This is a genomic window from Haladaptatus cibarius D43 (genome assembly GCF_000710615.1).
GTDB classification, from domain to species: domain Archaea; phylum Halobacteriota; class Halobacteria; order Halobacteriales; family Haladaptataceae; genus Haladaptatus; species Haladaptatus cibarius.
Map to the genome: position 1 here is coordinate 710,369 of NZ_JDTH01000001.1, position 21,050 is coordinate 731,418.

At 60.5% G+C, this 21,050-nt stretch carries 20 protein-coding genes; 10 read left to right on the forward strand and 10 right to left on the reverse strand.

The features are described 5' to 3' along the window. Positions 1–286: 286 nt before the first annotated feature. The gene (locus HL45_RS03725) at positions 287–820 is read left to right on the forward strand and encodes an HIT family protein (protein WP_049969752.1); all 534 of its coding nucleotides are present in this window, start codon (positions 287–289) and stop codon (positions 818–820) included. 9 nt (positions 821–829) lie between these two features. Here HL45_RS03725 and HL45_RS03730 read toward each other — a convergent pair whose 3' ends face one another. Further along, positions 830–1,231 carry a winged helix-turn-helix transcriptional regulator gene (locus tag HL45_RS03730; RefSeq protein WP_084156786.1) on the reverse strand — a complete coding sequence of 134 codons (402 nt, stop codon included), beginning with the start codon at positions 1,229–1,231 and terminating at the stop codon, positions 830–832. Positions 1,232–1,519: 288 nt separating this feature from the next. Here HL45_RS03730 and HL45_RS03735 point away from each other — a divergent pair, with 288 nt between their 5' ends. Continuing rightward, the gene (locus tag HL45_RS03735; protein WP_049969753.1) at positions 1,520–2,455 is read left to right on the forward strand and encodes a cation diffusion facilitator family transporter; all 936 of its coding nucleotides are present in this window, start codon (positions 1,520–1,522) and stop codon (positions 2,453–2,455) included. Positions 2,456–2,531: 76 nt separating this feature from the next. Beyond that, positions 2,532–3,326, forward strand: coding sequence for a plastocyanin/azurin family copper-binding protein (locus tag HL45_RS03740; RefSeq protein WP_084156805.1), 795 nt, complete (start codon positions 2,532–2,534; stop codon positions 3,324–3,326). A gap of 73 nt (positions 3,327–3,399) precedes the next feature. Here the strand turns inward: HL45_RS03740 and HL45_RS03745 are convergent, their stop codons facing one another. After that, a complete protein-coding gene (locus HL45_RS03745) occupies positions 3,400–4,653 on the reverse strand; it encodes a tRNA (N(6)-L-threonylcarbamoyladenosine(37)-C(2))-methylthiotransferase (protein WP_049969754.1) in 1,254 nt (417 codons plus the stop codon). A 443-nt stretch (positions 4,654–5,096) separates the two neighbouring features. Between HL45_RS03745 and HL45_RS03750 the strand changes: the two genes are divergently transcribed. After that, positions 5,097–5,837: a mechanosensitive ion channel family protein gene (locus HL45_RS03750; protein WP_049969755.1), complete on the forward strand. Its 741-nt coding sequence runs from the start codon at positions 5,097–5,099 to the stop codon at positions 5,835–5,837. A 23-nt stretch (positions 5,838–5,860) separates the two neighbouring features. On the opposite strand, the gene deoC is transcribed toward HL45_RS03750, so the two are convergent. Next, entirely contained in the window at positions 5,861–6,496 is a 636-nt protein-coding gene (gene deoC, locus HL45_RS03755; RefSeq protein ID WP_049969756.1) for a deoxyribose-phosphate aldolase, read from the reverse strand. 149 nt (positions 6,497–6,645) lie between these two features. On the opposite strand from deoC, the gene HL45_RS03760 reads away from it, so the two are divergent. The 3 genes from HL45_RS03760 (at position 6,646) to HL45_RS03770 (ending at position 9,511) form a co-directional block, all read left to right on the forward strand. Continuing rightward, positions 6,646–7,599, forward strand: coding sequence for a ribose 1,5-bisphosphate isomerase (locus HL45_RS03760; RefSeq protein ID WP_049969757.1), 954 nt, complete (start codon positions 6,646–6,648; stop codon positions 7,597–7,599). Positions 7,600–7,690: 91 nt separating this feature from the next. Beyond that, the gene (locus tag HL45_RS03765) at positions 7,691–8,503 is read left to right on the forward strand and encodes a DUF63 family protein (RefSeq protein WP_049969758.1); all 813 of its coding nucleotides are present in this window, start codon (positions 7,691–7,693) and stop codon (positions 8,501–8,503) included. A gap of 99 nt (positions 8,504–8,602) precedes the next feature. Then, entirely contained in the window at positions 8,603–9,511 is a 909-nt protein-coding gene (locus HL45_RS03770; protein ID WP_049969759.1) for a carbohydrate kinase family protein, read from the forward strand. On the opposite strand, the gene HL45_RS03775 is transcribed toward HL45_RS03770, so the two are convergent. After that, a complete protein-coding gene (locus HL45_RS03775; protein ID WP_049969760.1) occupies positions 9,508–9,849 on the reverse strand; it encodes a hypothetical protein in 342 nt (113 codons plus the stop codon). The two genes, HL45_RS03770 and HL45_RS03775, sit on opposite strands and share 4 nt — an antisense overlap. Positions 9,850–10,000: 151 nt before the next feature. On the opposite strand from HL45_RS03775, the gene secF reads away from it, so the two are divergent. Beyond that, entirely contained in the window at positions 10,001–10,855 is an 855-nt protein-coding gene (secF, locus tag HL45_RS03780) for a protein translocase subunit SecF (protein WP_049969761.1), read from the forward strand. Next, positions 10,852–12,411 (forward strand): preprotein translocase subunit SecD, encoded by a 1,560-nt coding sequence (locus tag HL45_RS03785; protein WP_049969762.1) that lies wholly within the window; start codon positions 10,852–10,854, stop codon positions 12,409–12,411. Before secF ends, HL45_RS03785 begins: the two co-directional genes overlap by 4 nt. 89 nt (positions 12,412–12,500) lie before the next feature. On the opposite strand, the gene rnhB is transcribed toward HL45_RS03785, so the two are convergent. From rnhB to HL45_RS03810, 4 genes are all read right to left on the reverse strand, one after another. Beyond that, positions 12,501–13,139 carry a ribonuclease HII gene (gene rnhB, locus HL45_RS03790; RefSeq protein WP_084156787.1) on the reverse strand — a complete coding sequence of 213 codons (639 nt, stop codon included), beginning with the start codon at positions 13,137–13,139 and terminating at the stop codon, positions 12,501–12,503. Between the two features lie 615 nt (positions 13,140–13,754). After that, the gene (gene tgtA, locus HL45_RS03800) at positions 13,755–15,227 is read right to left on the reverse strand and encodes a tRNA guanosine(15) transglycosylase TgtA (RefSeq protein ID WP_049969765.1); all 1,473 of its coding nucleotides are present in this window, start codon (positions 15,225–15,227) and stop codon (positions 13,755–13,757) included. Between the two features lie 41 nt (positions 15,228–15,268). Next, complete coding sequence (locus HL45_RS03805; protein WP_049969766.1) at positions 15,269–16,684, reverse strand: GntP family permease; 1,416 nt, start codon at positions 16,682–16,684, stop codon at positions 15,269–15,271. A gap of 93 nt (positions 16,685–16,777) precedes the next feature. Continuing rightward, positions 16,778–17,335: an NUDIX hydrolase gene (locus tag HL45_RS03810; protein ID WP_049970078.1), complete on the reverse strand. Its 558-nt coding sequence runs from the start codon at positions 17,333–17,335 to the stop codon at positions 16,778–16,780. Positions 17,336–17,527: 192 nt separating this feature from the next. On the opposite strand from HL45_RS03810, the gene HL45_RS03815 reads away from it, so the two are divergent. Further along, positions 17,528–19,288 carry a hypothetical protein gene (locus HL45_RS03815; protein ID WP_144239995.1) on the forward strand — a complete coding sequence of 587 codons (1,761 nt, stop codon included), beginning with the start codon at positions 17,528–17,530 and terminating at the stop codon, positions 19,286–19,288. 77 nt (positions 19,289–19,365) lie between these two features. Here the strand turns inward: HL45_RS03815 and HL45_RS03820 are convergent, their stop codons facing one another. After that, positions 19,366–20,070 carry an SDR family oxidoreductase gene (locus HL45_RS03820; protein ID WP_049969768.1) on the reverse strand — a complete coding sequence of 235 codons (705 nt, stop codon included), beginning with the start codon at positions 20,068–20,070 and terminating at the stop codon, positions 19,366–19,368. Positions 20,071–20,154: 84 nt separating this feature from the next. Next, positions 20,155–20,877, reverse strand: coding sequence for a hypothetical protein (locus tag HL45_RS03825; RefSeq protein ID WP_049969769.1), 723 nt, complete (start codon positions 20,875–20,877; stop codon positions 20,155–20,157). Positions 20,878–21,050 lie beyond the last annotated feature (173 nt).

The following is a 21,050-nucleotide window of genomic DNA, read 5'->3' on the forward strand; positions in this document are numbered from 1 at the left end:
CTTCGGGACGCCGATCAGGTCTGCCGATTACTGCGCGAGGTCTTCGTGAGCGAAGCGAGCGAACGGCTCGTCAGAGCAAAGCTCTGACGGTGGGTGAGTGAACGAGCGCTAGCGAGGGAGCGAATCGGTTGTGGAGGCGTGCGGCCTGCGGTAGCGGTTGCGGGTCTGTGTTGTTGTGATTTCCTGCCACGGTATTCTGGAAACTCTCATCGAGTCAATTCCCACAAAACTCCGCCACGTGGCACGAACCTCATAAAATAAACCCCTTCAAACCACACATCCACGCATGCAACAGGTGTTCGCGCCGTGGCGAATCGAATGGGTCGAACGTGACGAAAACGACGTCGAAATCGAAGACTGTGTCTTCTGTGAACTCCCGAACCGCGGTGAAGACCGGGAATTTCTCGTCGTGGCGCGAAACGACCACGCCGTGGTGATGCTGAACAACTACCCCTACAATCCGGGCCACGTCATGGTCATTCCGAACCAGCACACCGCGGACTACCGGGAGTTGACGGACGAGGCCCTACTCGGGCACGCGAAACTCAAACAGCGAACCTTCGACGCACTGGAAACCGCCATCGGGCCGGACGGCTTCAACGTTGGCCTAAATATCGGCGAGGGAAGTGGCGGTTCCATCGACCATCTCCACACGCACATCGTCCCGCGGTGGCAGGGCGACACGAATTTTATGCCGGTGCTCTCCGACACGAAGGTCATCGTGGAAGCGCTCGAAGACACCTACGAACGGATTCACGGCGCCTTCGCGGAACAGAAGGGGGCGACGGTTCCCGACGAGGACGAAGCCGTGCGCTTCTGACGCGAGTCGCTACAAGTCGCAAGTCGATTCCGCCGCACCCTCGACCGAGTTCGAGCATACACATTCGGGTGCAATCTCGGCAGGTACCGGGCAGTCCCCGTCGGGACACTCGACCGGTTCGACCAGCGATTCTACGTCCGACATGATAGCCGCCAGTGACGTTCCGTGGTCGGTGAGTCGGTACGTCGTCGTCGGCGGTGACGTAGCGTGAACTTCCTTCTCCACGAAATTCAAACACCGCAGCTCTCGCAGTCGTTCGGAGAGCGTCTTCGCACTGACGCCACCGAGCGACCGCCGGAGGTCGTTGAACCCCTGTTCTCGTTCCGAGAGCGCCCGGACGACGTGAAATGCCCACTTCGACCCGAGAACGCTCCGGACGGCGTGCCACGTCCGTTGCCAGTCGTCAGTCATTGCTGTCTGATTAGAACGCCGTAGATGTAAGCGTACGTGGGTGGTTTCGCTGTAGAAACTACCTATTGGTACGGAAACTGATATTACTATCCTCGATGGGTGCCTACGATAGAGTGTGATGTCAAACCACTGCTGTGTGTCAGACTGCTGCACAGACGCCGATACGGTCGTTATCGTCAACTGCTGTGCGGGAACCTCCTGTACGGATCGTGACTGCTGTTCTGAGTGTTGTTGAGCAACTGACCGAGACGATACGCCCTTTTCTTTGGAGTGCGAACGGTTACTTCGATGAACCGCTCGTCCGCCGTCCGCACCGCGGGAATCGTCGTTCTCTCGGCGAATCTCCTGCTTGCGGTTGCGAAGGGACTCGTCTGGTTTCAAACCGGGAGCCTCGCGGTCGGTTCCGAGGCGGTCAACAGCCTCTCGGACGCGGTGTACAGCGTCGTCGTTCTCGCCGGACTTTACCTGACGACGCAACCGCCGGATTTCGAACACCCGCACGGACACGAACGAATCGAACCGTTCGTCTCGCTGTTGGTCGCTCTCGGCGTCTTCGCGGCGGGTGGCTTGATTCTCTGGCGCTCCGCTACCTCCCTCCTTTCGGGCGACGTTTCGGCGACGACGAGTTTGCTGGCCGTCGGCGTCCTCGCCGGGACGACCATCGTCAAATACGGACTGTACCGGTACTGTCTCCGAATCGGCGGGAATGCCAACTCGCCCGCGGTGGAAGCAATCGCGCTGGACAACCGCAACGACATCCTCACCGCGGGAGCGGCCCTCGTCGGGGTTCTCGGTGCGTCCGTTGGCGTTCCGGAACTCGACCCGCTCGCGGCGGGCGTCGTCTCGCTCGGCATTTTGTACACCGGGTGGGAAATCGTGGAGAGCAACGTGGATTACCTCGTCGGACGTGCCCCGCCGGAAGACCTTCGGGCGACAATCGTCCAGCGGGCGCTCGTGCATCCCGACGTGGAAGGCGTCCACGACGTCGTCGCCCACTACGTCGGGCCGGAAATCGACGTGAGCATGCACATCGAAGTCGAGGGCGACAGGACGCTCATCGAGGCCCACGACATCGAAACGGCGGTGATGCATTCGATTCAGGCCATTTCCGAGGTGGACGACGTGTTCGTCCACGTTGACCCGAAGGAACTCGGCGAGTGGAAAATGGACGACGAAGCTGACCGCTTGGCTGACACGCCAGTTCGAGACAGTGAGGGCCGGTAGCACGCCATTTTCAGATGGTGAGAATCGGATCCCGGTATTTTTTACCACGGTGTTGTAGGTAAGGATGCAGGTTCCCATGACCTCCCAACACAACAGACGGACATTGCTGAAGGCGACCGGCGCGACACTCGCGGTTGGTTCCCTCGCCGGATGTATCGCAGGTGGACGACTCGAGTCGGGTGGCGAATCACAAACCGATGACGATGCGAAAACGAACGACGAGGTTCGGGCGGATAGGACGCTGAAAGTCGGCCCCGCCGGGGAGTTGGCGTTCGTCGCCGACGACATCACCGTCCATCCCGGCCAAACCGTCGCGTGGGAGTGGAAGTCCGACACCCACAACATTGTGGTGAAAAATCAGCCAGACGGGGCGAATTGGAAGGGCACGCCCGGCCCCGCATCGAAAGTGTACGACACGGGCTATCGACACACCCACACCTTCGAAACGCTCGGTGAGTACGAATACTACTGCCAACCTCACCAGTCCGCTGGAATGGTTGGAAAAGTAACTGTCGCACCGGCAGAGGAGACGACCGAGAAACCGACGGAGACCCCGGACGAAGAGTCGCCAGCGACGGAAGACGACCTCCCGATAGAAGTCGGCCCGGGCGGGAATCTGGAGTTCTCCCCTGACTTGGTCAAAGTTCCAGCAGGAACCGAAGTCACCTTCGTCTGGAAGTCGGATTCGCACAACATCGCCGTCGAAAGCCAACCAGAGGGTGCGAACTGGGACGGAACGCCGGACAGCGAAAACACGGTATTTGACGCTGGCTACGGGCACTGTTACACCTTCGAGGTGCCCGGAAAATACGAATACTACTGTGTACCCCACGAAACCGTCGGAGAAAAAGGAACGATAATCGTCGAATAGTCGGCGTTCGTCATCCCAAAAATCCTGTTTCGGCCCTCCCAAATCACTCGATTTCTGAACCCGCTAAAATCCTTCAAACCGGCTTTCCGAACGCGTACACCGTCTGATGGCCGGTTATTTCCACGTCGAGAAAATCGCCGGGTTCGATGCCGTAGTCCGTGGCGTTCTGGACGATGACCTGCCGATACGCCTCGTCCCGGCATTTTACCGAATCGCCGGTTCCCTCCTCTACGACCATCACGCGCTTTTCGGTGCCGACCATGTCTTCGTAGGCCGACCCGACGATGTCCATCTTCAACTCGGACATCGCCTTCGAGCGCTCTTTTTTGATGGTTCCACCCAAACCCTTCATCTTCGCGGCGTCCGTGTTCGGGCGCTTCGAGAATCGGGTGACGTTGAGCTTTTCCGGCCGGGTTTCGCGCAGAAGGGCCATGCTCTGTTCGTGGTCGTCGTCGGTTTCCGTCGGGAAACCGACGATGAAGTCCGTCGAGAGTGTCCAGTAGTCCAGATGCTCGTCGAACGTCTCCACGATTTCGACGTATTCGCCGACTTGGTGCTGTCTGCGCATGTCGCCGAGCACGTCGTTCGACCCGGATTGCACCGGTGCGTGGATGAAGTTGTACAGTTCGTCGTTTTCGGCGAAGACGTGCGCGAGTTCTTCGCGGATGCCGTGAACACCTTTCGGATTCGCCATGCCGACGCGAACCCGAAAGTCGCCGTCAATTTCGTTGCAGATGCGGTTGAGCAAGACGTGTAGTTTTCGCTCGCCCGTATCCCAGCCGTACACGCCCGTGTCCTGTCCGGTAATCCGGAGTTCCTTCGCGCCTGCGTGGACGAGCGCGCGGGCCTTCTCGACGTTTTCCTCGACGGAGGGCGAGTCGATTTTTCCGGTCGCATGCTTCGTGATGCAGTACGAACAGTCGGACATACAGCCACGAGCGATGGGGAGAATGCCGACCACGCCGTCCAGAACCGGTTCGACGCCCGGGCCGGGAGTCGGACATTCGCCGTTCGTCACCGCCGTCGGCACGTCGTCCCAGTGAAGGATTTGGGCGTCGATTCCCTCCGTCTCGAACTCGTCGCCCTGTGCGAGCGCCATACAGCCCGTGATGATGAGGTCTGCCGTTTCCGCTTCGAGTTCTTTGGCCCGGCGAACCATGTTGCGTTCCGTCTTCTCCACCACCGTACAGGAGTTCATGATTGCCACGTCCGCCTGCTCGGGTGCCCCCACGCGATAGTGGCCCGCGTCACGGAGCGCGGACTCTATCTGACGGCTCTCGCCGCGGTTCGAGGTACACCCATACGTCTCGATGTGATACCGGGCCATTCGGTGTTCGGTTTCGCCTACGCGGGCAAAAGGGCGACGATTGTTGGCGGATGGGACGCTCTTTGCGACCACCGAACCGGCTGGCGGGCCGAGTGTGCTGTACGCACTCGAAGAAGCATAGATACTACCGAGCGCTCTCGCGCCGGACAGATGTAAAATCGTATCAGAAATTTTGTAATACTGTTTAACGGTTCGTGTCTTTTCGTTCGAAAAGTACGCTCTGTGGTGGGAGCGTCACGTTTTCCCTGCTACTGTGATTCTCGAAGATAGTAACGATTCCGTCATAACCCGTCTCCCGGATGTATACATTCATATCTCTTCAAAGAAAAATAAACACAGTATCATTCGTCGTTACCCGATTGCTGATTCGGTTTAGGCGGCCAACAACAAATTGGCTGTAGTCCATTCTTCCGGTGCCCACGCAGTAGTGGGGGAGAAAACCAATGACTCAACACACGCTAGTCACGGACACGGTACTACAACTAGGGGGCCTCCCGGGATGGTTACAAGACCCAATCTCCGGATTTATCGCACTGCTCCCGCGACTCGTCGGCGCACTCGTCATCCTGCTCATTGGCTGGGTAATCGGTCGCGGCGTGGCGGCGGTCGTCCGCCGAGTTGCCGACCGAATCGAACTCGACAGGATGGTGCTCGATACGCCACTGGGCAGGATGCTCGGCGGCACCGAGAGCGCGGTATCCGGCGCGTTCGGGAAACTCGCCGCGTGGTTCATTTACGCACTGGCGATTCTCGCCGCGGCGAACGTCCTCGCAATCGCAACGCTGTCCGAATGGGTGGCAACCGCAGTCTCGTACCTGCCAGCATTAATCGCGGGACTGCTCGTCATCGTGCTGGGCTTCGTCGTCGCCGACTTCATCGGAGACGCCATCATGCGAACCCGGGCGGCGACGCACACCGCGTACACCAACTGGTTCGCTTCGGGAACTCGGATGTTCCTGTACTTCACCGCCATCGTCATCGGTTTGGATACGATGGGAATCGACGTCGGCATCCTGTACGTCTTCGCGCGAGCACTCGCGTGGGGTCTCGCCGCCGCGGTCGCAATCGGCGTCGGCGTCGCCTTCGGCTGGGGTGGCCGGGACTACGTCGCAAACCACATCGACGGCTGGATGAGCAGTGCGAGTCAGGGCACGCCGAGTCCGCAACCCAGCGACGACGACTAAAAACAGCAGAAACGATTCGAAAACTACCCGCGAAAATCTTCCACGATTTCGACACCACTGCTCGCACCGATTCGCTCCGCGCCCGCGTCGAGCATGGCCTGCGCTTCTTCGTAGTCGCCGATGCCGCCGCTCGCTTTGACGGGGAGATACTCCGCCATCAGTTCTACGTCCTCGATTTCCGCCCCCCCATCCGCAAAGCCAGTCGAGGTTTTGACGAACGTGGCGTCTGCCTCCTTGGCTAATCGGCAGGCGTCGTGTTTTTCCTCGTCAGTGAGCAATGCGGTTTCGATGATGACTTTCACCGGAATCGGCACCGCCGCGACGAGTTCCTCGATGTCGGCTTTCACCGCGTCGTGGTCGCCCGCCTTCAGTCGCCCGACGTTGATGACCATGTCCAGTTCGTCCGCGCCGTCATCCCACGCGCCGACCGCTTCGTCGCGTTTCGCGTCGATTGCGTGCTGTCCGTGCGGGAACCCGACGACCGTTGCGAGGGTCACGTCCGGTGCGTACTCCGCCGCCTCCGAAACGTAGCATGGTGGGATGCAAGCGTTCATCCCGTATTCTTTTGCTTCGTCAAGGACTGATTCGACAGCTTCGAGCGTCGTTTCCGGCCCGAGAACGGTGTGGTCGATTGCGCCAGCGAGTTCGGCTTCGTTCATAGCGGGCGGATGAACCGGCGGGGTAAAAATCCCGCTATCGACCGGGCATGGACTACGGGAATTTGCGATTCCCGACGTTTCGATAACTGCCACCGCCGCGGACGTTTCGCCGGACTATCTTTTTGTTCGTGACCATCGTACCGAAACCCATGGAACGCGACATTCACCCCGCCGTCACCGACGCCGCGGACGACATCGCCGACATGGAGATTCGCGGTGCGGCGACGATCGCCGACGCCGCCGCGGCGGCGCTCGGCGAACAGGCGGAGGCGAGCGAGGCCGAAACCCCGGAGGCGTTCCGCGCGGAAATACGAACCGCGGCCCGCGAACTCCACGAAACCCGCCCGACTGCGGTGAGTCTGCCGAACGCCCTCCGATACGTCCTCCGCGGAATGCGCGGCGAAACCGTCTCCGAACTCCGAGCGAGCGTCATCGAGGGGGTGGTCGAGTTCCGTCGAGAACTTGACCACGCGCAGGACAACCTCGGCCAAATCGGAGCGAACCGCCTGCGAGACGGCGACACCATCATGACGCACTGCCATTCGACTGACGCCCTCTCCTGCGTTCGTCACGCCCTAGAAGACGGCAAGGAAATCAGCGCCATCGTCAAGGAGACGCGCCCGCGAAAGCAGGGCCACATCACCGCGGGGCAACTCCGCGAGTGGGACGTTCCGGTCACGCTCATCGTGGACAATGCGGCCCGGCGGTATCTGGACGACACCGACCACGTCCTCGTCGGCGCGGACTCGATTGCCGCGGACGGAAGCGTCATCAACAAAGTCGGAACCTCCGGACTGGCGGTCAACGCCCGCGAACGCGACGTTCCGATTATGGTCGCGGCCCAAACTCTGAAATTCCATCCGGGGACGATGACGGGCCACACCGTCGAAATAGAGATGCGGGACGAGGCGGAAATTCTGCCGGACGACGAACGCGAAGAAATCGGGGACGTAACCGTCGAAAACCCGGCGTTCGATGTGACACCGCCGCGATACGTGGACGCAATCGTCACGGAGCGCGGCCAGTTCCCGCCCGAAAGCGTCGTGACGCTGATGCGCGAGTTGTTCGGCGATTACCACGCCAGCGAACCGTGGGAGCGATAGGTCGGCGTCGAACTGGTCACTGCCGTCAAACTATCACGAGGGGTGCAGACAGACCGCAAACCTTTCCACACCTCCGTTCACCTGTCGGTGTATGGTACTGCCGGAAGGGTTTGCACTCCCATCGCTGGTTTATCTTCTCCCGCTTTTACTGGCGGTCGGTTCCGTCGCGTGGGCGCTCTGGCGCGTGAAACCGACCATTTCGGAACGGACAGTCGTCGCACTCGCCCCGTGGATGGTCGTCGGAGCAGGACTCCACGCACTCTATCAAGTCCGGTTCGTTCCGGAAAGCCTCGCGCCCTTACTCGGAACGCCCTCGGTGTATCTCACGACGTTCGTCGTCGCCGGAGTTGTCTGGTTGTTTTCTCTCCGACGACGCAAGAATTCGGTTCCACAGACGCTCGCAGGAGTCGGGACTGCGGCCATTCTCCTCGTCGTCGCCGTCGCGCTCTGGTACGGGGTTCAAAACGATAGCCTTCGCCTCTTTTGGCCCTTCGTCGCGCTCGTCGTCGCCGTGGTGCTGACCGGCCTGCTCTGGGCCGGAACGCAGTTTTTCTACCCCCACGTCGCCGTCATCACCGGCGCTGTCGGCGTCCTCACGCTGTTCGGCCACGCACTCGATTCCGTCTCGACCGCGGTCGGTATCGACGTTCTCAACTTCGGTGAGCGAACGCCCGTCTCCCGCGCCATCCTCGAATTTGCGGAACTGCTTCCGACCGCCGACGCTATCGGCGTCGGGTGGTTGTTCATCCTCGTGAAACTCGCCATCGCGGAGTTCGTCGTGATTCTGTTTGCCGACTACGTCGCGGACGAACCGGCGGAAGGCTATCTCCTCCTTGGCGTCGTCGCCGCGGTGGGATTGGGGCCGGGTGCGCACAACCTCATTCTGTTCGCTATCACGGGATAAGGGGTCTTCTTTGCCGATTCCGGCACAATCATCAGGATTTTTTACTAGTACCGTCTATCGAAGCAGTATGCCGTCCACGAACCGCGAGGGGGAACTACTTTGGTTCGAGTCGTAACTGCTGGCCACGTCAACTGGGATGTGACGCTTCGGGTGGACGCCCTTCCCGTCTCCGACGGCGAGGCGCGCATCACGTCCCAACAACGCTCCGGGGGCGGAAGCGCCGCAAACGTCTCCGTTGCGCTGTCGAGGATGGACGTTTCTACTGGACTCGTCGGGAGCGTCGGCACCGACGAACACGGACTGCTCGTCCGTCGGGAACTGAAAGCGGAGGGGGTAGATTGTGAACACGTCCTCGAAGTCGAGGGGAAAGAAACGACGACGAAGTACCTCATCGTGGACGAGGGGGGCGAACTGATGGTGCTCGGCAACGACGGCGCGAACGAAGCAGTTTCACCGGGCGACGTAAACGAAGCATACGTTCAAAACGCGAAACACCTCCATTTGACCAGTCAGCGCCCGGACAGCGCGGCGGAACTCGCCCGAATTGCGACCGAAGCGGGAGTTCCAGTCAGTTTCGACCCGGGGCGCAGACTCACCGACCGGGATTTTTCACGGGCACTCGCCTACTCCGACATCGTCTTTCTGAACGACCGCGAGGCGAAAACCCTGCTGGACGAGGATTTAGAACACCCGTCATCGGAACTTCACGGCCGCGTCGTCGTCATCAAGCACGGAAGCGACGGCGCGCGAGTGGACACGACGAAAGGCGTCTACACGCATCCCGGATTCGGTGTCGAATCGGTGGACACGACCGGCGCAGGTGACGCCTTCGCCGCGGGATTCATCACCACGTTCCTCGATTCGGCGGATTACGAACGAGCGTTGGAGTTCGCCAACGCTTGCGGTGCACTCGCGTCAATGGCACCCGGCGCTCGCACCGCACCGACGAAAGAACGCGTCGGACGGTTCCTCGACGAGCAGTTTTCCGGCGATTCTAAGCAGGGCTAAAAGTCAGTCGGCCCGTCTGCGCTCTGAACTAACCATCCTCCTCGAATGCCGCAGGCCTCTCGAACTTCGTAGACGATTTCGGTTTCGTCTCCCATTCTGTCGCCGCCGTCGACCGATTCCACGCGGAGCGGAACGTCCAACGTATCGCCACAACAGCCAACATCGAGGAACTCCTCCCAGACGTCGCCCTCGTGAACCTCGCCTTTCGTCTTCCTGAGGTAGGCGCGGAACGGACGTTCGTTGAGTTGGAACTCGCCCCAACTGCTCAGGTCTTCGGGGTACGAGACGGCGACCCGGGTCGCCGTCTCGCCCGTCGGTACGGTTGCTTCGGTCGTCATGCGAACGAATAGGACGCGGGGACGTATATCGGTTTTTGCGGGTTTGGTGGATTTCACACCGCGTCGATTTCCGGCCTTTCCGCTTTCACGCGACAGGTCTGGCCACAGTAATTAAGAAGGCTTATTCAGGGTCATCACGCACCCATCCATCATGGTAGAGTTTCAAGTACCGGAGGTCGATTACACCCGGTACTCGAACCGGCAACTCGCGGCGGTGCCGCTCGCCGTTCTCGTGCTGGCCCTCCTCGTGCTCGCCGGATGGTGGTTGACCACCGGCGCGCCGGTGACGCCCGGCATCGAGTTCACGGGCGGCACCGAGATGCGGATTCAGACGACTGCATCGCAAGCGGAGATAGAACAGTCGTTGAATCCCGTTTCGATTGCACCCGCCCAATCGGCGGACAACGTCTACATCGTAACGTTCCAAGAGACGAACACGCAGGCGCTCGAATCGCAAGCCCAACAGCAGGGCTACGAGGTGACTTCGGTACAAAGCACCTCTGCGAGCTTCGGCGCTAATTCACAGGAACTCGCGCTGTACGGCCTCGCCGCCGCGTTCGTGGGCATGAGCATCCTCGTCTTTCTCATGTTCCGGACGTTCGTCCCGTCCATCGCAATCGTCATTTCGGCGTTCAGCGACATCGTGATTCCGCTCGCGCTGATGAACATCTTCGGTATCAAACTCTCGTTGGGTACCGTCGCGGCGCTACTGATGCTCATCGGTTACAGCGTGGACTCCGACATCCTACTCAACAACCACATCCTGCGGCGGTCGGGTGACTTCTACGAAAGCACCTACCGCGCGATGCGAACCGGTGTGACGATGACGCTCACCTCCATCTCGGCGATGACCGTAATGGCGCTCGTGGCGTTCTTCTTCGGCATCGACCTGCTCACGTCCATCGGCGTGGTGCTCGTGCTGGGACTGGCAACTGACCTAATGAACACCTACATGCTCAACTTGAGTCTCCTTCGCTGGTACAAATACGAGGGGATAGCGCGATGAGTCTTCGAGAACAGTGGCGAGTCATTTTCCTCGTCGTCCTCCTACTGGGAAGCGCGTTCGCGCTGTTTGCACCGCAGGGAACCGTCTCCGGCGGTAGTCAAAACGAGGCGTTGACGACGGACGACGGCCCGACCAATTTAGAATACGGGCTTGAACTGGCAGGCGGAACGCGAATCCGAGCGCCGGTTCACGGCGTCACCGCCGAGGACGTTCAGCTTTCGAACGGAACGAGCGAATCCGAGATTCAGAAAGCCGTCGCCGGAAACATCGCCAACGCAGAGCAAAGCGACGTGATGATTCGCCAGAGCCAAGACGGAATCACCGTCGAAGTGCTCACGAACAACGTCACGGTGAACCAACTGGAATCCGCGCTCGACGAAGCGGGCATCGAACACGGAACGGTTCGTGAGGGCGTGACCCAGACGACCCGCGACGAAATCGTTCGCACTTTGCGAGACAAGATTTCGGAGTCCGGGCTTGCCGGTGGTCGGGTTCAAGAAGTGACCTCGTCCGGCGACCACTTCATCCAAATCGAGATGCCGAACACGGACCAGTCGGAGATGAACGACTTGGTCACGGAACGCGGTAAAGTGACCGTCGTCGCTCACTACCCGACCGGTAACGGAAGCTACAACAACACGACGGTGCTTGAGAAGGAGTCCATGACGAACATCGGTCAAGCGGAGGAAAGCCCAGATGGTGATGGTGCGTTCGTCTCTGTTACGCTCACCGATTCCGCCGCGGAGGAATTTACCCGCTTGATGAACGAGCGAGGATTCACCAGTAGCGAAGGAATTTACGCCTGTAACTATCCACAAGAGGACGCCAGTCAAGGCGGGTACTGCCTATACACAGTCGTAGACGGTGAAGTCGTCTATGGTGCATCGATGAGCGACGACCTTGCACCGTCCATCCGAAACGGTGAGTTCAAGCAACAACCATCGTTTACGATGACGACGAACAACATTTCCGACGCTCGCCAACTGCAGATTAACCTTCGCGCTGGTGCGCTCCCGGCGGCCCTCGACACGCAGGAAGGAACGACCACCTACCTCGCGCCGAGCCTCGCTACGGAGTTCAAACTGTACTCGCTCGTCGCGGGCATCGCCGCAGTGCTGGCCGTGAGCGGCACGGTGTTCCTCCGGTACGGAAAACCGAAAGTCGCGCTCCCGATGATAGTCACCGCGCTCTCAGAGGTGGTCATCCTCCTCGGCATCGCGGCGGCAATCGAGTTACCGCTCGACCTGTCGCACATCGCGGGATTCATCGCCGTCATCGGAACCGGGGTGGACGACCTCATCATCATCGCCGACGAGGTGATGAGCGAGGGTAACGTCCACTCCTCGCGCGTCTTCCAGTCGCGCTTCCGCAAGGCGTTCTGGGTCATCGGGGCCGCCGCCGCGACGACCATCATCGCCATGAGTCCGCTTGCAGTGCTGTCGCTCGGCGACCTCCAAGGGTTCGCCATCATCACCATCCTCGGTGTACTCATCGGGGTGCTCATCACCCGCCCGGCCTACGGTGACATCCTGCGGTACCTGCTGACGGACAAATAACCGGACAACTGCGTTTTACGATTCGCTCCTCTGCTGTTTCTCCACCCTGAGTCGTCGCGTTCGACCACGACGGTTCGAAAAAACAATCCTCAAAACTGGTCGAGCGCGGACTGCTCGCAGGCCGACAGCGCGTCTTTGCTGGTCTGCCACGACGCGCGAGCGCAATCCGGCAGTTCGCCGTGGGATTCGACGTACTCCCGAAGAAACGCCCGCGTTTTCGGGTCGCTGGGGTAGCCGCTTCCGACCTCGCCGTGTTTTTCGGCGAGTTCGGCGACATGGGCGTCCCGTTCGACTTTGGCGACGATGCTGGCCGCGCCGACGATTGCGTGCGTTTCGTCCGCGCCGTGCTCTGCCGTGATTTCGATCGGATGGCCGATTTCCTCGGTAACCCGCCGCGCGAACCGCGATTCGCTGGTGTCGCAGGCGTCCACGATTCCCGTCGCTCCCTCGTCCGCAACCTGCGAGATTGCCCTTGCATGGGCTTCGACAGTTAGCGTGTTCATGTCCGTCTCGGGGTCGTCGATGTGACTGGTCGGGATTTCGGCCACGCCGATTTCGATTGTGTCGTCCGCTCGGAACTGCTCCGCGAACGCCTCCCGGCGCTCCGGTGAGATGGTTTTCGAATCGCCGATTCCCGACGGGAGATTTATCTCGTCTTCGACTTTGACCGCCGTGGCGAACATCGAACCCAACACCGGCCCTCTGCCCGCTTCGTCTACCCCGAACACGGGTAGAGGGTTGGCGGGGAATTACATGGGCGTTTCTGATTTGGATGGGACGTGGTAGTTGCTACGTTTCTGGAGTTTTGAGCCGACAGCGTGACAGACTCAGTGACAAGACTGGTGTGATAGAAATCACGAGTCGTAGGCCACGCCTGCGAAAGAATCCGTCTTTCGCGGTACCGGAAAACCAACGGTTTCCGTCGCTCGCAGACGCGAAGCGCCGCATTCGGTCTGCTCGTTCGGTCGCCCGTTCCCACCGGAAGAGCTTCAAAATCGCTCCGCGATTTTGAAACGACCCAACCGCAGGGCGGACAGGCCACTGGCCTGCCCGCCAAACCAAATTTGGCCTGCCGTTTTTCGGTGGAAATTCGTCCTTCTGAAAGCTGTGGTCAGTTCGTCCAGTCACTTGGCGGGCGAGTGCGCCGCACTCGCCCGCCCGCGGATTTGGCCGGGAACGGGCGAACGTTGGAATGAACGAGTGGCGAAGCCACGAGTGACTGACCACGTTCGGGCGTGGCTTGTCGTCGTGATTTGCAACCACATTGTCTTCACAACCGATTTAGTCTCAAAAACCCACAAATCCACCGAGAAAAGCCGACAGACAAAATCCTCTGGCGCGGTCTAGACGTCGTCCAAATCGACCAGATGAACCGATTCCGGAATCAGTTTCACCGCCGATTCGGGCCACCCGCGATGGGCCAGCGTAAACTCGGTTTCGGGGTTTTCCTCGACCAGTCGAACCACGCCGCGGGCCGCGGATTCGTAGGCATCCGTGTCCACCCGGTCGGGAACCTCCGCCGTCAGGGGATACGTCTCGGAGAGCGCGCGGGGGAACGGCCCGAACGGCGGGACGACGTTCCACGATTCGTCGTATCGACTGCTCGGGTTGCCCTCCGTCAGGAGGACTCGGCCTTCGGGATTCAGGCGCGACAGTCGTTCGTGGTGGCGCACGACTTCGGGGCGGTAGGCGCTCTCGCTGGAGAGGTAGAAGAAGGTTCCTTTGGAGGCGGGGTCGGCGCGTTCGAGTTGTTCCGAATGTTCGACCAGCGCGCGGTAGCCGTCCAGCATGGCGGGATGAGCGCGGGCGCGGTTTTCCACCAGTTCGAGCAGGTTGCCCGACCGAATCGCCTGCTTGATGGTGCGAATCTCCTCGTAGGTGACGTGAAGGTTGTGTTCCGCGAGTTGTTCCTCGCGCTCCCTGTCGCCTAACTCCCGGATTTCCTCGGGCGTATTGTTTGCACAGATGGGACACGAACAGGGGAAGTATTCGAGGTCGTCCAACTGCTCGGTGCCGCGAACCGTCAGATAGCGGTCGTCGCGGGCGTAAAGCGCATACGCCGCCGAATCGAACAGGTCACAGCCCATCGCAACCGCCAGCGCGAACATCATTGGATGGCCCGCTCCGAACAGGTGAACGGGGGCGTCCGCACCCAGTCCGCGCTTCGCTCCCGCGACCATCTCTACCATGTCGCCGTACCGGTATTCGTTCATCAGGGGAACGACCGCGCCGACCGGGAACACGTCCAGCGTGGTTCCGTAGGCGTGTTTTCCAGCGTCTTCCCGCAAATCAGGGTACGTCGAACCCTGTACCGGCGCGTTGACGAGCATGTCGCCGACATCGACGGTTTCGGCCAGTTCGAGGCGTTCCTGCGTGGTTGCCAGTTCGTCTTCTGCCTGCTCGCGGTCTACGTCTGGGGGCGTCGGGATGTCCACCGGAGTTCCGATGTCCGACCCAACGTCGTGTTGGAACTGGAGGATTTCCTCGGTCGTCACGCTGATTTCGCCGTACTCTGCGAGTTGGAACGACCCGGAGTCGGTCATGATCGCACCGTCGAAATCGAGCAGTTCGTGCAGTCCCACGTCGAGGGCTTCCTCGCGGAACTCGTCGCTCTTGTAGAGAATGTAGGAGTTCGTGATGAGGATTTCCGCGCCGAACTCGGACTGGAGTCGGGAGGGTTCGACGGTGATGACGTGCGGGTTGACGACCGGCAAAAGTGCAGGGGTTTCGACCGTCACACCAGCGCGCGGGACGGTGAGGTCCCCGATTCGACCCGCCCCGTCTTGGGCGCGGAGTTCGAAAATATCTCGTTCCATTACCGCGTCGTTGCCACGGTGGCGGTGTAAGAATTGCGCTGTTAGGCCAGCGGGAAGAGCGAGGAAAGAACGAGGACGGTGACGATTCCCGTCACGGAGATAAGTGTCGTCAGGACAGTCCACGTTTTCAGCGTCTCACTCTGTGTTAGTCCGCCGATTTCCTTGACCAGCCAAAATCCGCTGTCGTTGTACCACGAGCAGATGTTTCCACCAGCGCCGATGGCCATGACGAGGTAGGCGGGGTGAACCGCGAGTTGGGCCGTCTGGGGCGCGACGATACCCGCAGTGGTCAGCATGGCGACCGTCGCGGAACCCTGTGCGATTCGAATCGTTGCCGCGATGACCCACGCCGTGACGAGCAACCCGATGTCGAGTCCCGAGAGCGCGCCGGAAATGTAGCCGCCGACGCCCGCCGCCGCGAGCATTCCACCGAACGCGCCGCCGGTCGCGGTGATTGCCGCGATGTTACCGCCGTTTTTCAGTGCGTCCGTGAGTTCGTCCGACCACAGCTTCTGCCCGAGGTCGCGCGAACGGAGGAACGTCACGGCGGCGACGATGGCGGCCACCGTCAGCGCGAAGTTGGGATTCCCGAGGAAGTTCGTCACGGGTGCAATTTCGTTCAGCGCGGACTGAGAAATCGCCGATGTGAGCCAACCGGGGAGTTCGCCGTAGGATTCCCGCAGGGTCGTCGTGATGGTGTTCGACCCGACGAGAACGACCGCGAGGAGGATGGGCAGAAGCGATTCGAACATCCCCGGGAGGGCGCTCGTTTTGCGTTCTGAGAGTTCCGCCAAATCAGACCCTTCCGTGTCCATCGAATCTCGGAGCGGGATGTCGAGTCGCGCGTTAATCCAGTGGCCGTAGGCGAGTCCCCCGACCAGTGCAGAGGGGATGGCCACCGCGAGTCCGACTAGAATCGTCGTGCCGAGATTGACGCCGATTTCGCTCGCCACCGCCAACGGGCCGGGCGTCGGGGGGACGAAAACGTGGGTCGTCGCCGCGCCAGCGCCGACGACCACGAGGAAGAGGGTGTAGTTTTTCCCGATGCGACTCCGCATCGACCGGGCCAAGGGGGCCATGAGGTAGAACACGTTGTCGAAGAAGACGGGGATCGAAAGCAGGGAACTGCTTCCCCACAGCGCGTACTCGGCATTGTCCCGTCCGGTCAGCGAGACGAAGCCGCGAACGACGCGTTCCGCCGCGCCGCTCGACATCATCGACTTTCCGATGACTGCGGCCATCAGAATCGGTATCCCGATTCCGGCCATCTCCTCACCGAATGTGGTTGCGACGGTTGCCGGAACTTCCCCGGCGGGAATCTCCGGGGCGATGAGTCCGACGGTGAACGCCGCAATCAGCAGGCCGATGAAGGCGGGCAAATCCAAGTACACGAGCAGGAGGACGACGACTGCGACACCGACGACGAATGCGACCAGCGGGGTAGGTAGCAGTGCCATGTGTCTCCCATCCACTCAATACCGATATTTATAACCCTAGTTCATGGAAAAGGTAATGAGTATGTCCATAAGGAATTATCGTCTGGGTCAGGCTCACTCGTCTGAGCCGAACGTTTCGTAGTAGCTCACACCGAGTATTGTTCGACCGTCGTAAACGCCGTCTGCGGTGATTTCCTCTTTCAGCGCGTCGTACGTGGTCGTCATCGAACGAATGCTCTCGTTGTGGTCGAGTTCCTGTTCGCCGGTTGGAACGCAGTCACGTGCCACGAAGTAGTGCATCACGGAGTCGGCGATTCCGTTTGCCGGTTCAACGGTCGTAAGATGCGAGACGCGGTCTGCCTCGTACCCCGTCTCTTCGGTGAGTTCTCGGTGTGCGGACGCTTCGAGGTTCTCGTCTTCTGGTTCGACGCCGCCGACGGGCAGGCCGCGAGAAATGCGCGAAACGGCCTGCCGCCACTCTTCGATGACGACCACGTCGCCGTCCTCGGTAAACGGCAGGATAGCCACACTTTCGGGTTCCGTAAGGTAGTCGAAATCCGTTTTCGTTCCATTCGGGAGGCGAACATCCTCGTGATAGATGTCGAAACCGGGACAGGAGTAGGCGACTTCCGAGTCGAGCGTCTCCCACGCGAGGGGGTCGTCTTCGGCCATGATGAACCCTTTTCGACCGGCGGCAAAGGCACACCGGTCTTCGTCTCGTTTGTCACCTGTGGACTCGGTAGGTGTGACGTACTCCATCCGTGTCGGTTCGTTGACCCAGTAATCCGACGTTGCTACCGAGTCGTGGAGTCGAACGATTCTCGCATTTTATGCCGATTCCCAGTGGATTACTCGGAACGACTCATGGAATCTCGCGTCAGTCGTCGCGGCGTCCTCTCGGCGACGGCGGGCCTCGTAAGCGTCGGCGGAATCCGGACGGGCAAGCAAGAAACGAACCATATCGTCGTTTTCGGCGGCAGTCCGCGGAACGTCATCGAGTACGGGCTGACAGTGAGCGGTCGCCTCGAAAAAAGCGACGAGAGCGGTGGTGCACCAATCGGCGACCGCCACGTCACTATCGACGACGAGGATACGATTTCCCGCGGCGGAACTCACGCGAGCGGGGCGATTGCCGGTGGCGGAGACGCCTATCGGTTCACCGGCCGAATCACCCGGTTCCGAGTTTCGCTGTCGGCGAGTCGGACGAACGACGTTTCGGTGTTTCTGAACGGTCGGCGGGTGCGACCCGCCGACCTCGGGGACGCCCCGGAGGCGGACACGCCAATCGAATTTCTAAACTGCACCACGGCACGCGTGACGGGGAATTTCCGCAGCGTCCGACTGCACACGAGTTTCTGGGACGAGGACGGCCTCGGAACCAACTGGCTCTTCGACGGCCCGATTCGCGGAACGACGCTTCTCAACCCGCGAGCGGAACACGAACCCTATCCGTTCGCCATCGACTCGGTGAGCGTCGATACACGGGAATTACGGACGCCCGGACAGACCGCGAAGTTCACCGCGGACAACCCCTTCGCGGGGCCGTGGTGTCGGGAGCGAAGTGCGCCGGAGCAAACGACGACCGAAAAACCGCCAACTGAACAACCACCGAATGATGACCTGCCGAACCACCTCGTCATTATCGGAGGGGTAGCCCGAAACCCTGCCCGATACGAGTTCGTCGTCGGCGGGAAGGTAGAAAAAACGCGAGACAGCGGCGGTGCACCAATTGCGAATCGCCACGTTACTATCGACCGGACAGATCGAATTTCGGGCCGCCGCGTCCGCGGTGCGGTCGCTGGCGGCGGTGATGCCTACCGATTCTCCGGCCAAATAGAACGATTCAGAGTCGGTCGCGGCGCGAGAGTGTTTTTGAACGGACAGCGGCGACATCCGGACGATTTTGAAATGAACCAAGGTAACGACAATCAACCGATGGACGACGACGGTGAACCGACGGAAAACGGCGACGAATCGACAGAAGACGATAGCGAACCGACCCAAGACGACAACGACCAAGCGAGGCGTATCGAATTTCTCGCCTGCGACCGAGCGCGGGTGACCGGCGAGTTCGAACGAATCGCCATCAGCACGACGTGGTACGCGTCAGACGGCGTTGCGACTTCCTACAACGAAATCGGGCCGGTGAGCGGCCGAACCGAAATCGACGAATCGAACGTCGGCGACGTGGCGGGTGTCGCTGGTTTCGCAATCACCGAAATAAGCGCGTTCGAAGCGAACGCTACCGAACCGACGATTTCGAAGCGACCGCCGAATCTGGACGCCTGTTTGCAGGAAATTCGCCCGGACGACGGAACCGAGACGACGAGCGAAACGACAGCAGAGCAGGGAGGGAGCGAGCGGACGACAGCCGCGACGGACGAACCCGCCCCGGAAACAGAGCAAACCGACACGACAGCGCGACAGCCAGAAATTACCGCGGAACCGCCTGAAGAATCCACCGCGGAACCGACTGCGGAAACGTCGGAACCTGCAACGGAAGCGCCAGCACCGACGACGGAGGAATCTCCGCCGACTGAACAGTCGGAACCGACGCCCGAACCGGAAACCGATACCGTCGGGAGCGGTGAAAACGAAACTGCGTCAGGAAACGAGTCGGAGTAGCTTTCGCCTTCGTTTTGCTGGCAAACCATCAGACGGTTACCGTCGGGGTCTTCGAACGTGACGAAGGGCTGTAACAATCAGACGCTGTCAGTAAGACCGCCGTCCACACGGATGTTCTGCCCGGTCACGTAATTCGCCGCGGGGGAGAGAAGGTATGCGACGGTATCCGCGATTTCGGCGGTTGCCGCGGGTCGTCTCATCGGAATCCGGTCTTTCGTCTCGGCATCGACTTCGTAGCTATCCACGAATCCGGGTAGCACGGCGTTCATTCGAATCCCGTGTTCGGCGTATCGGTCGGCGTAGAGTTTCGTGAAACTGCCGAGGCCCGCGCGAAGCACCGACGAAACCGGGAAGTCACTGCTCGGTTCGAACGCCGAAAACGTGGAGATGTTGACGAACGCGCCACCACTTTGCTGTTTCATAATTGGAGTGACCAAGCGCGCCATCCGAACTGTGTTCAACAGCACGAGGTCAAGTCCGTCGTGCCACTCCTCGTCCGAAATATCCAGCAGGTCGCCAGTTGCCGGGTGGCCCGTGTTGTTCACCACGGCGTCGATACGGCCGTATCGTTCGTTCGCGGCCTCCACGAGTGCAGAGAGGTCGTTCGAGTCGGTCACCGACCCTTCGAATCCGACGCCGCCCACGTCTTCCGCGACATCGACCGCCGACCCGGATTTCGACAGCAAAACGGGCGTGTATCCGTCGTCTGCGAGCGTTCGAGCGCACTCCGCACCGATTCCGCGACCCGCCGCGGTGACGATGGCGACTTTTTGTTCGGTCATACCGGTGAATCGGTGGGTGTCTGCTTGTTCGTTCGGAAACGGGCGAAAATCGGCCGTTTCTGATTCTGCTCTCTGCTCTCCGACTCAGAGAGAAACTTTCGACAGGTCGGCTTCCAACTCGTCGACGTGGTCGTTGTACGCCTCAACGAAGCCCCCGAAATCGTCCACGAGTTCGCGGACGTCCGGCGCGGACGGCGGTTCGTACTGCGAAACGAGGTAGGTGCCGCTCTGCCCGCCGACGCGGAGATAGGAGACGGAACTGTGCTCGCGCTTTAACTCCCACCGTTGGCCGCTGACTCGGGTAGTGAACGTTCCGTAATCCACGCCGTCGTATCGGTGGAGTTCGCCAGCAATCGTGTCGGCGATGTCGCGGATTCGACCGACGATACGGTCGCGCTCCGAAACGACCGAATCGGTCGTGGAAACCGGCGGAAAGTCGGTTTCTACGCCGTCCAGCACGCCTTCTTTCGATTCGACGTGGCGGTTGTACGCTCGCACGAACGCCTCGTAATCCAGCATCGCCTCGGCGAGGTCGTCCGGGTCTGGCGGTTGTTTGGCCGAAACGACGTAGGTTTCGCCGCCCGACTTTCCCTTGTATCGGAGGTACTGAAGGTCGCCGGCCTCGTACTTTACCGTCCACTCCCCGGCGTTCGTGTCGAAGGTCGCTTGGCCGTAATCGCCGCCCTGCAAGAGCGCGAGTTCGCGCGCGATTCCACCAGCGTGTTGGGTGACCGCCGAGACGACTGCGTCCCGTTCCTCGGCGACGCGGGCGGTTTCCGCGATGTCGAAGTCGATTCCTTCGGTCATTCTGTTTGGGTAGGAACCTGCGAGAGATAACGGTGGTGTCTCTGGTTGGGAGACTCCTCGCCGTCGCTCGGTGTGTCGAGAATGCGAGAAAAGTGGGCCAGCGCGAATTCGAACTGGGCAAGACGTTCCTGCTCACTTCTCTTCGGTCGTTCCGCGGGCGTGCGTCTTGCTGG

Excerpts from the sequence above, each read along its gene's own strand:
- secF (WP_049969761.1), top strand. The coding sequence starts at position 10,001 with ATGGTAGAGTTTCAAGTACCGGAGGTCGATTACACCCGGTACTCGAAC.
- HL45_RS03810 (WP_049970078.1), bottom strand. The coding sequence starts at position 17,335 with ATGGCCGAAGACGACCCCCTCGCGTGGGAGACGCTCGACTCGGAAGTC.
- deoC (WP_049969756.1), bottom strand. The coding sequence starts at position 6,496 with ATGAACGAAGCCGAACTCGCTGGCGCAATCGACCACACCGTTCTCGGG.
- HL45_RS03725 (WP_049969752.1), top strand. The coding sequence starts at position 287 with ATGCAACAGGTGTTCGCGCCGTGGCGAATCGAATGGGTCGAACGTGAC.
- HL45_RS03730 (WP_084156786.1), bottom strand. The coding sequence starts at position 1,231 with ATGACTGACGACTGGCAACGGACGTGGCACGCCGTCCGGAGCGTTCTC.
- HL45_RS03785 (WP_049969762.1), top strand. The coding sequence starts at position 10,852 with ATGAGTCTTCGAGAACAGTGGCGAGTCATTTTCCTCGTCGTCCTCCTA.
- HL45_RS03760 (WP_049969757.1), top strand. The coding sequence starts at position 6,646 with ATGGAACGCGACATTCACCCCGCCGTCACCGACGCCGCGGACGACATC.
- HL45_RS03745 (WP_049969754.1), bottom strand. The coding sequence starts at position 4,653 with ATGGCCCGGTATCACATCGAGACGTATGGGTGTACCTCGAACCGCGGC.
- HL45_RS03815 (WP_144239995.1), top strand. The coding sequence starts at position 17,528 with ATGGAATCTCGCGTCAGTCGTCGCGGCGTCCTCTCGGCGACGGCGGGC.
- HL45_RS03820 (WP_049969768.1), bottom strand. The coding sequence starts at position 20,070 with ATGACCGAACAAAAAGTCGCCATCGTCACCGCGGCGGGTCGCGGAATC.
- HL45_RS03765 (WP_049969758.1), top strand. The coding sequence starts at position 7,691 with ATGGTACTGCCGGAAGGGTTTGCACTCCCATCGCTGGTTTATCTTCTC.
- HL45_RS03740 (WP_084156805.1), top strand. The coding sequence starts at position 2,532 with ATGACCTCCCAACACAACAGACGGACATTGCTGAAGGCGACCGGCGCG.
- HL45_RS03750 (WP_049969755.1), top strand. The coding sequence starts at position 5,097 with ATGACTCAACACACGCTAGTCACGGACACGGTACTACAACTAGGGGGC.
- HL45_RS03805 (WP_049969766.1), bottom strand. The coding sequence starts at position 16,684 with ATGGCACTGCTACCTACCCCGCTGGTCGCATTCGTCGTCGGTGTCGCA.
- tgtA (WP_049969765.1), bottom strand. The coding sequence starts at position 15,227 with ATGGAACGAGATATTTTCGAACTCCGCGCCCAAGACGGGGCGGGTCGA.
- HL45_RS03735 (WP_049969753.1), top strand. The coding sequence starts at position 1,520 with ATGAACCGCTCGTCCGCCGTCCGCACCGCGGGAATCGTCGTTCTCTCG.
- HL45_RS03775 (WP_049969760.1), bottom strand. The coding sequence starts at position 9,849 with ATGACGACCGAAGCAACCGTACCGACGGGCGAGACGGCGACCCGGGTC.
- HL45_RS03825 (WP_049969769.1), bottom strand. The coding sequence starts at position 20,877 with ATGACCGAAGGAATCGACTTCGACATCGCGGAAACCGCCCGCGTCGCC.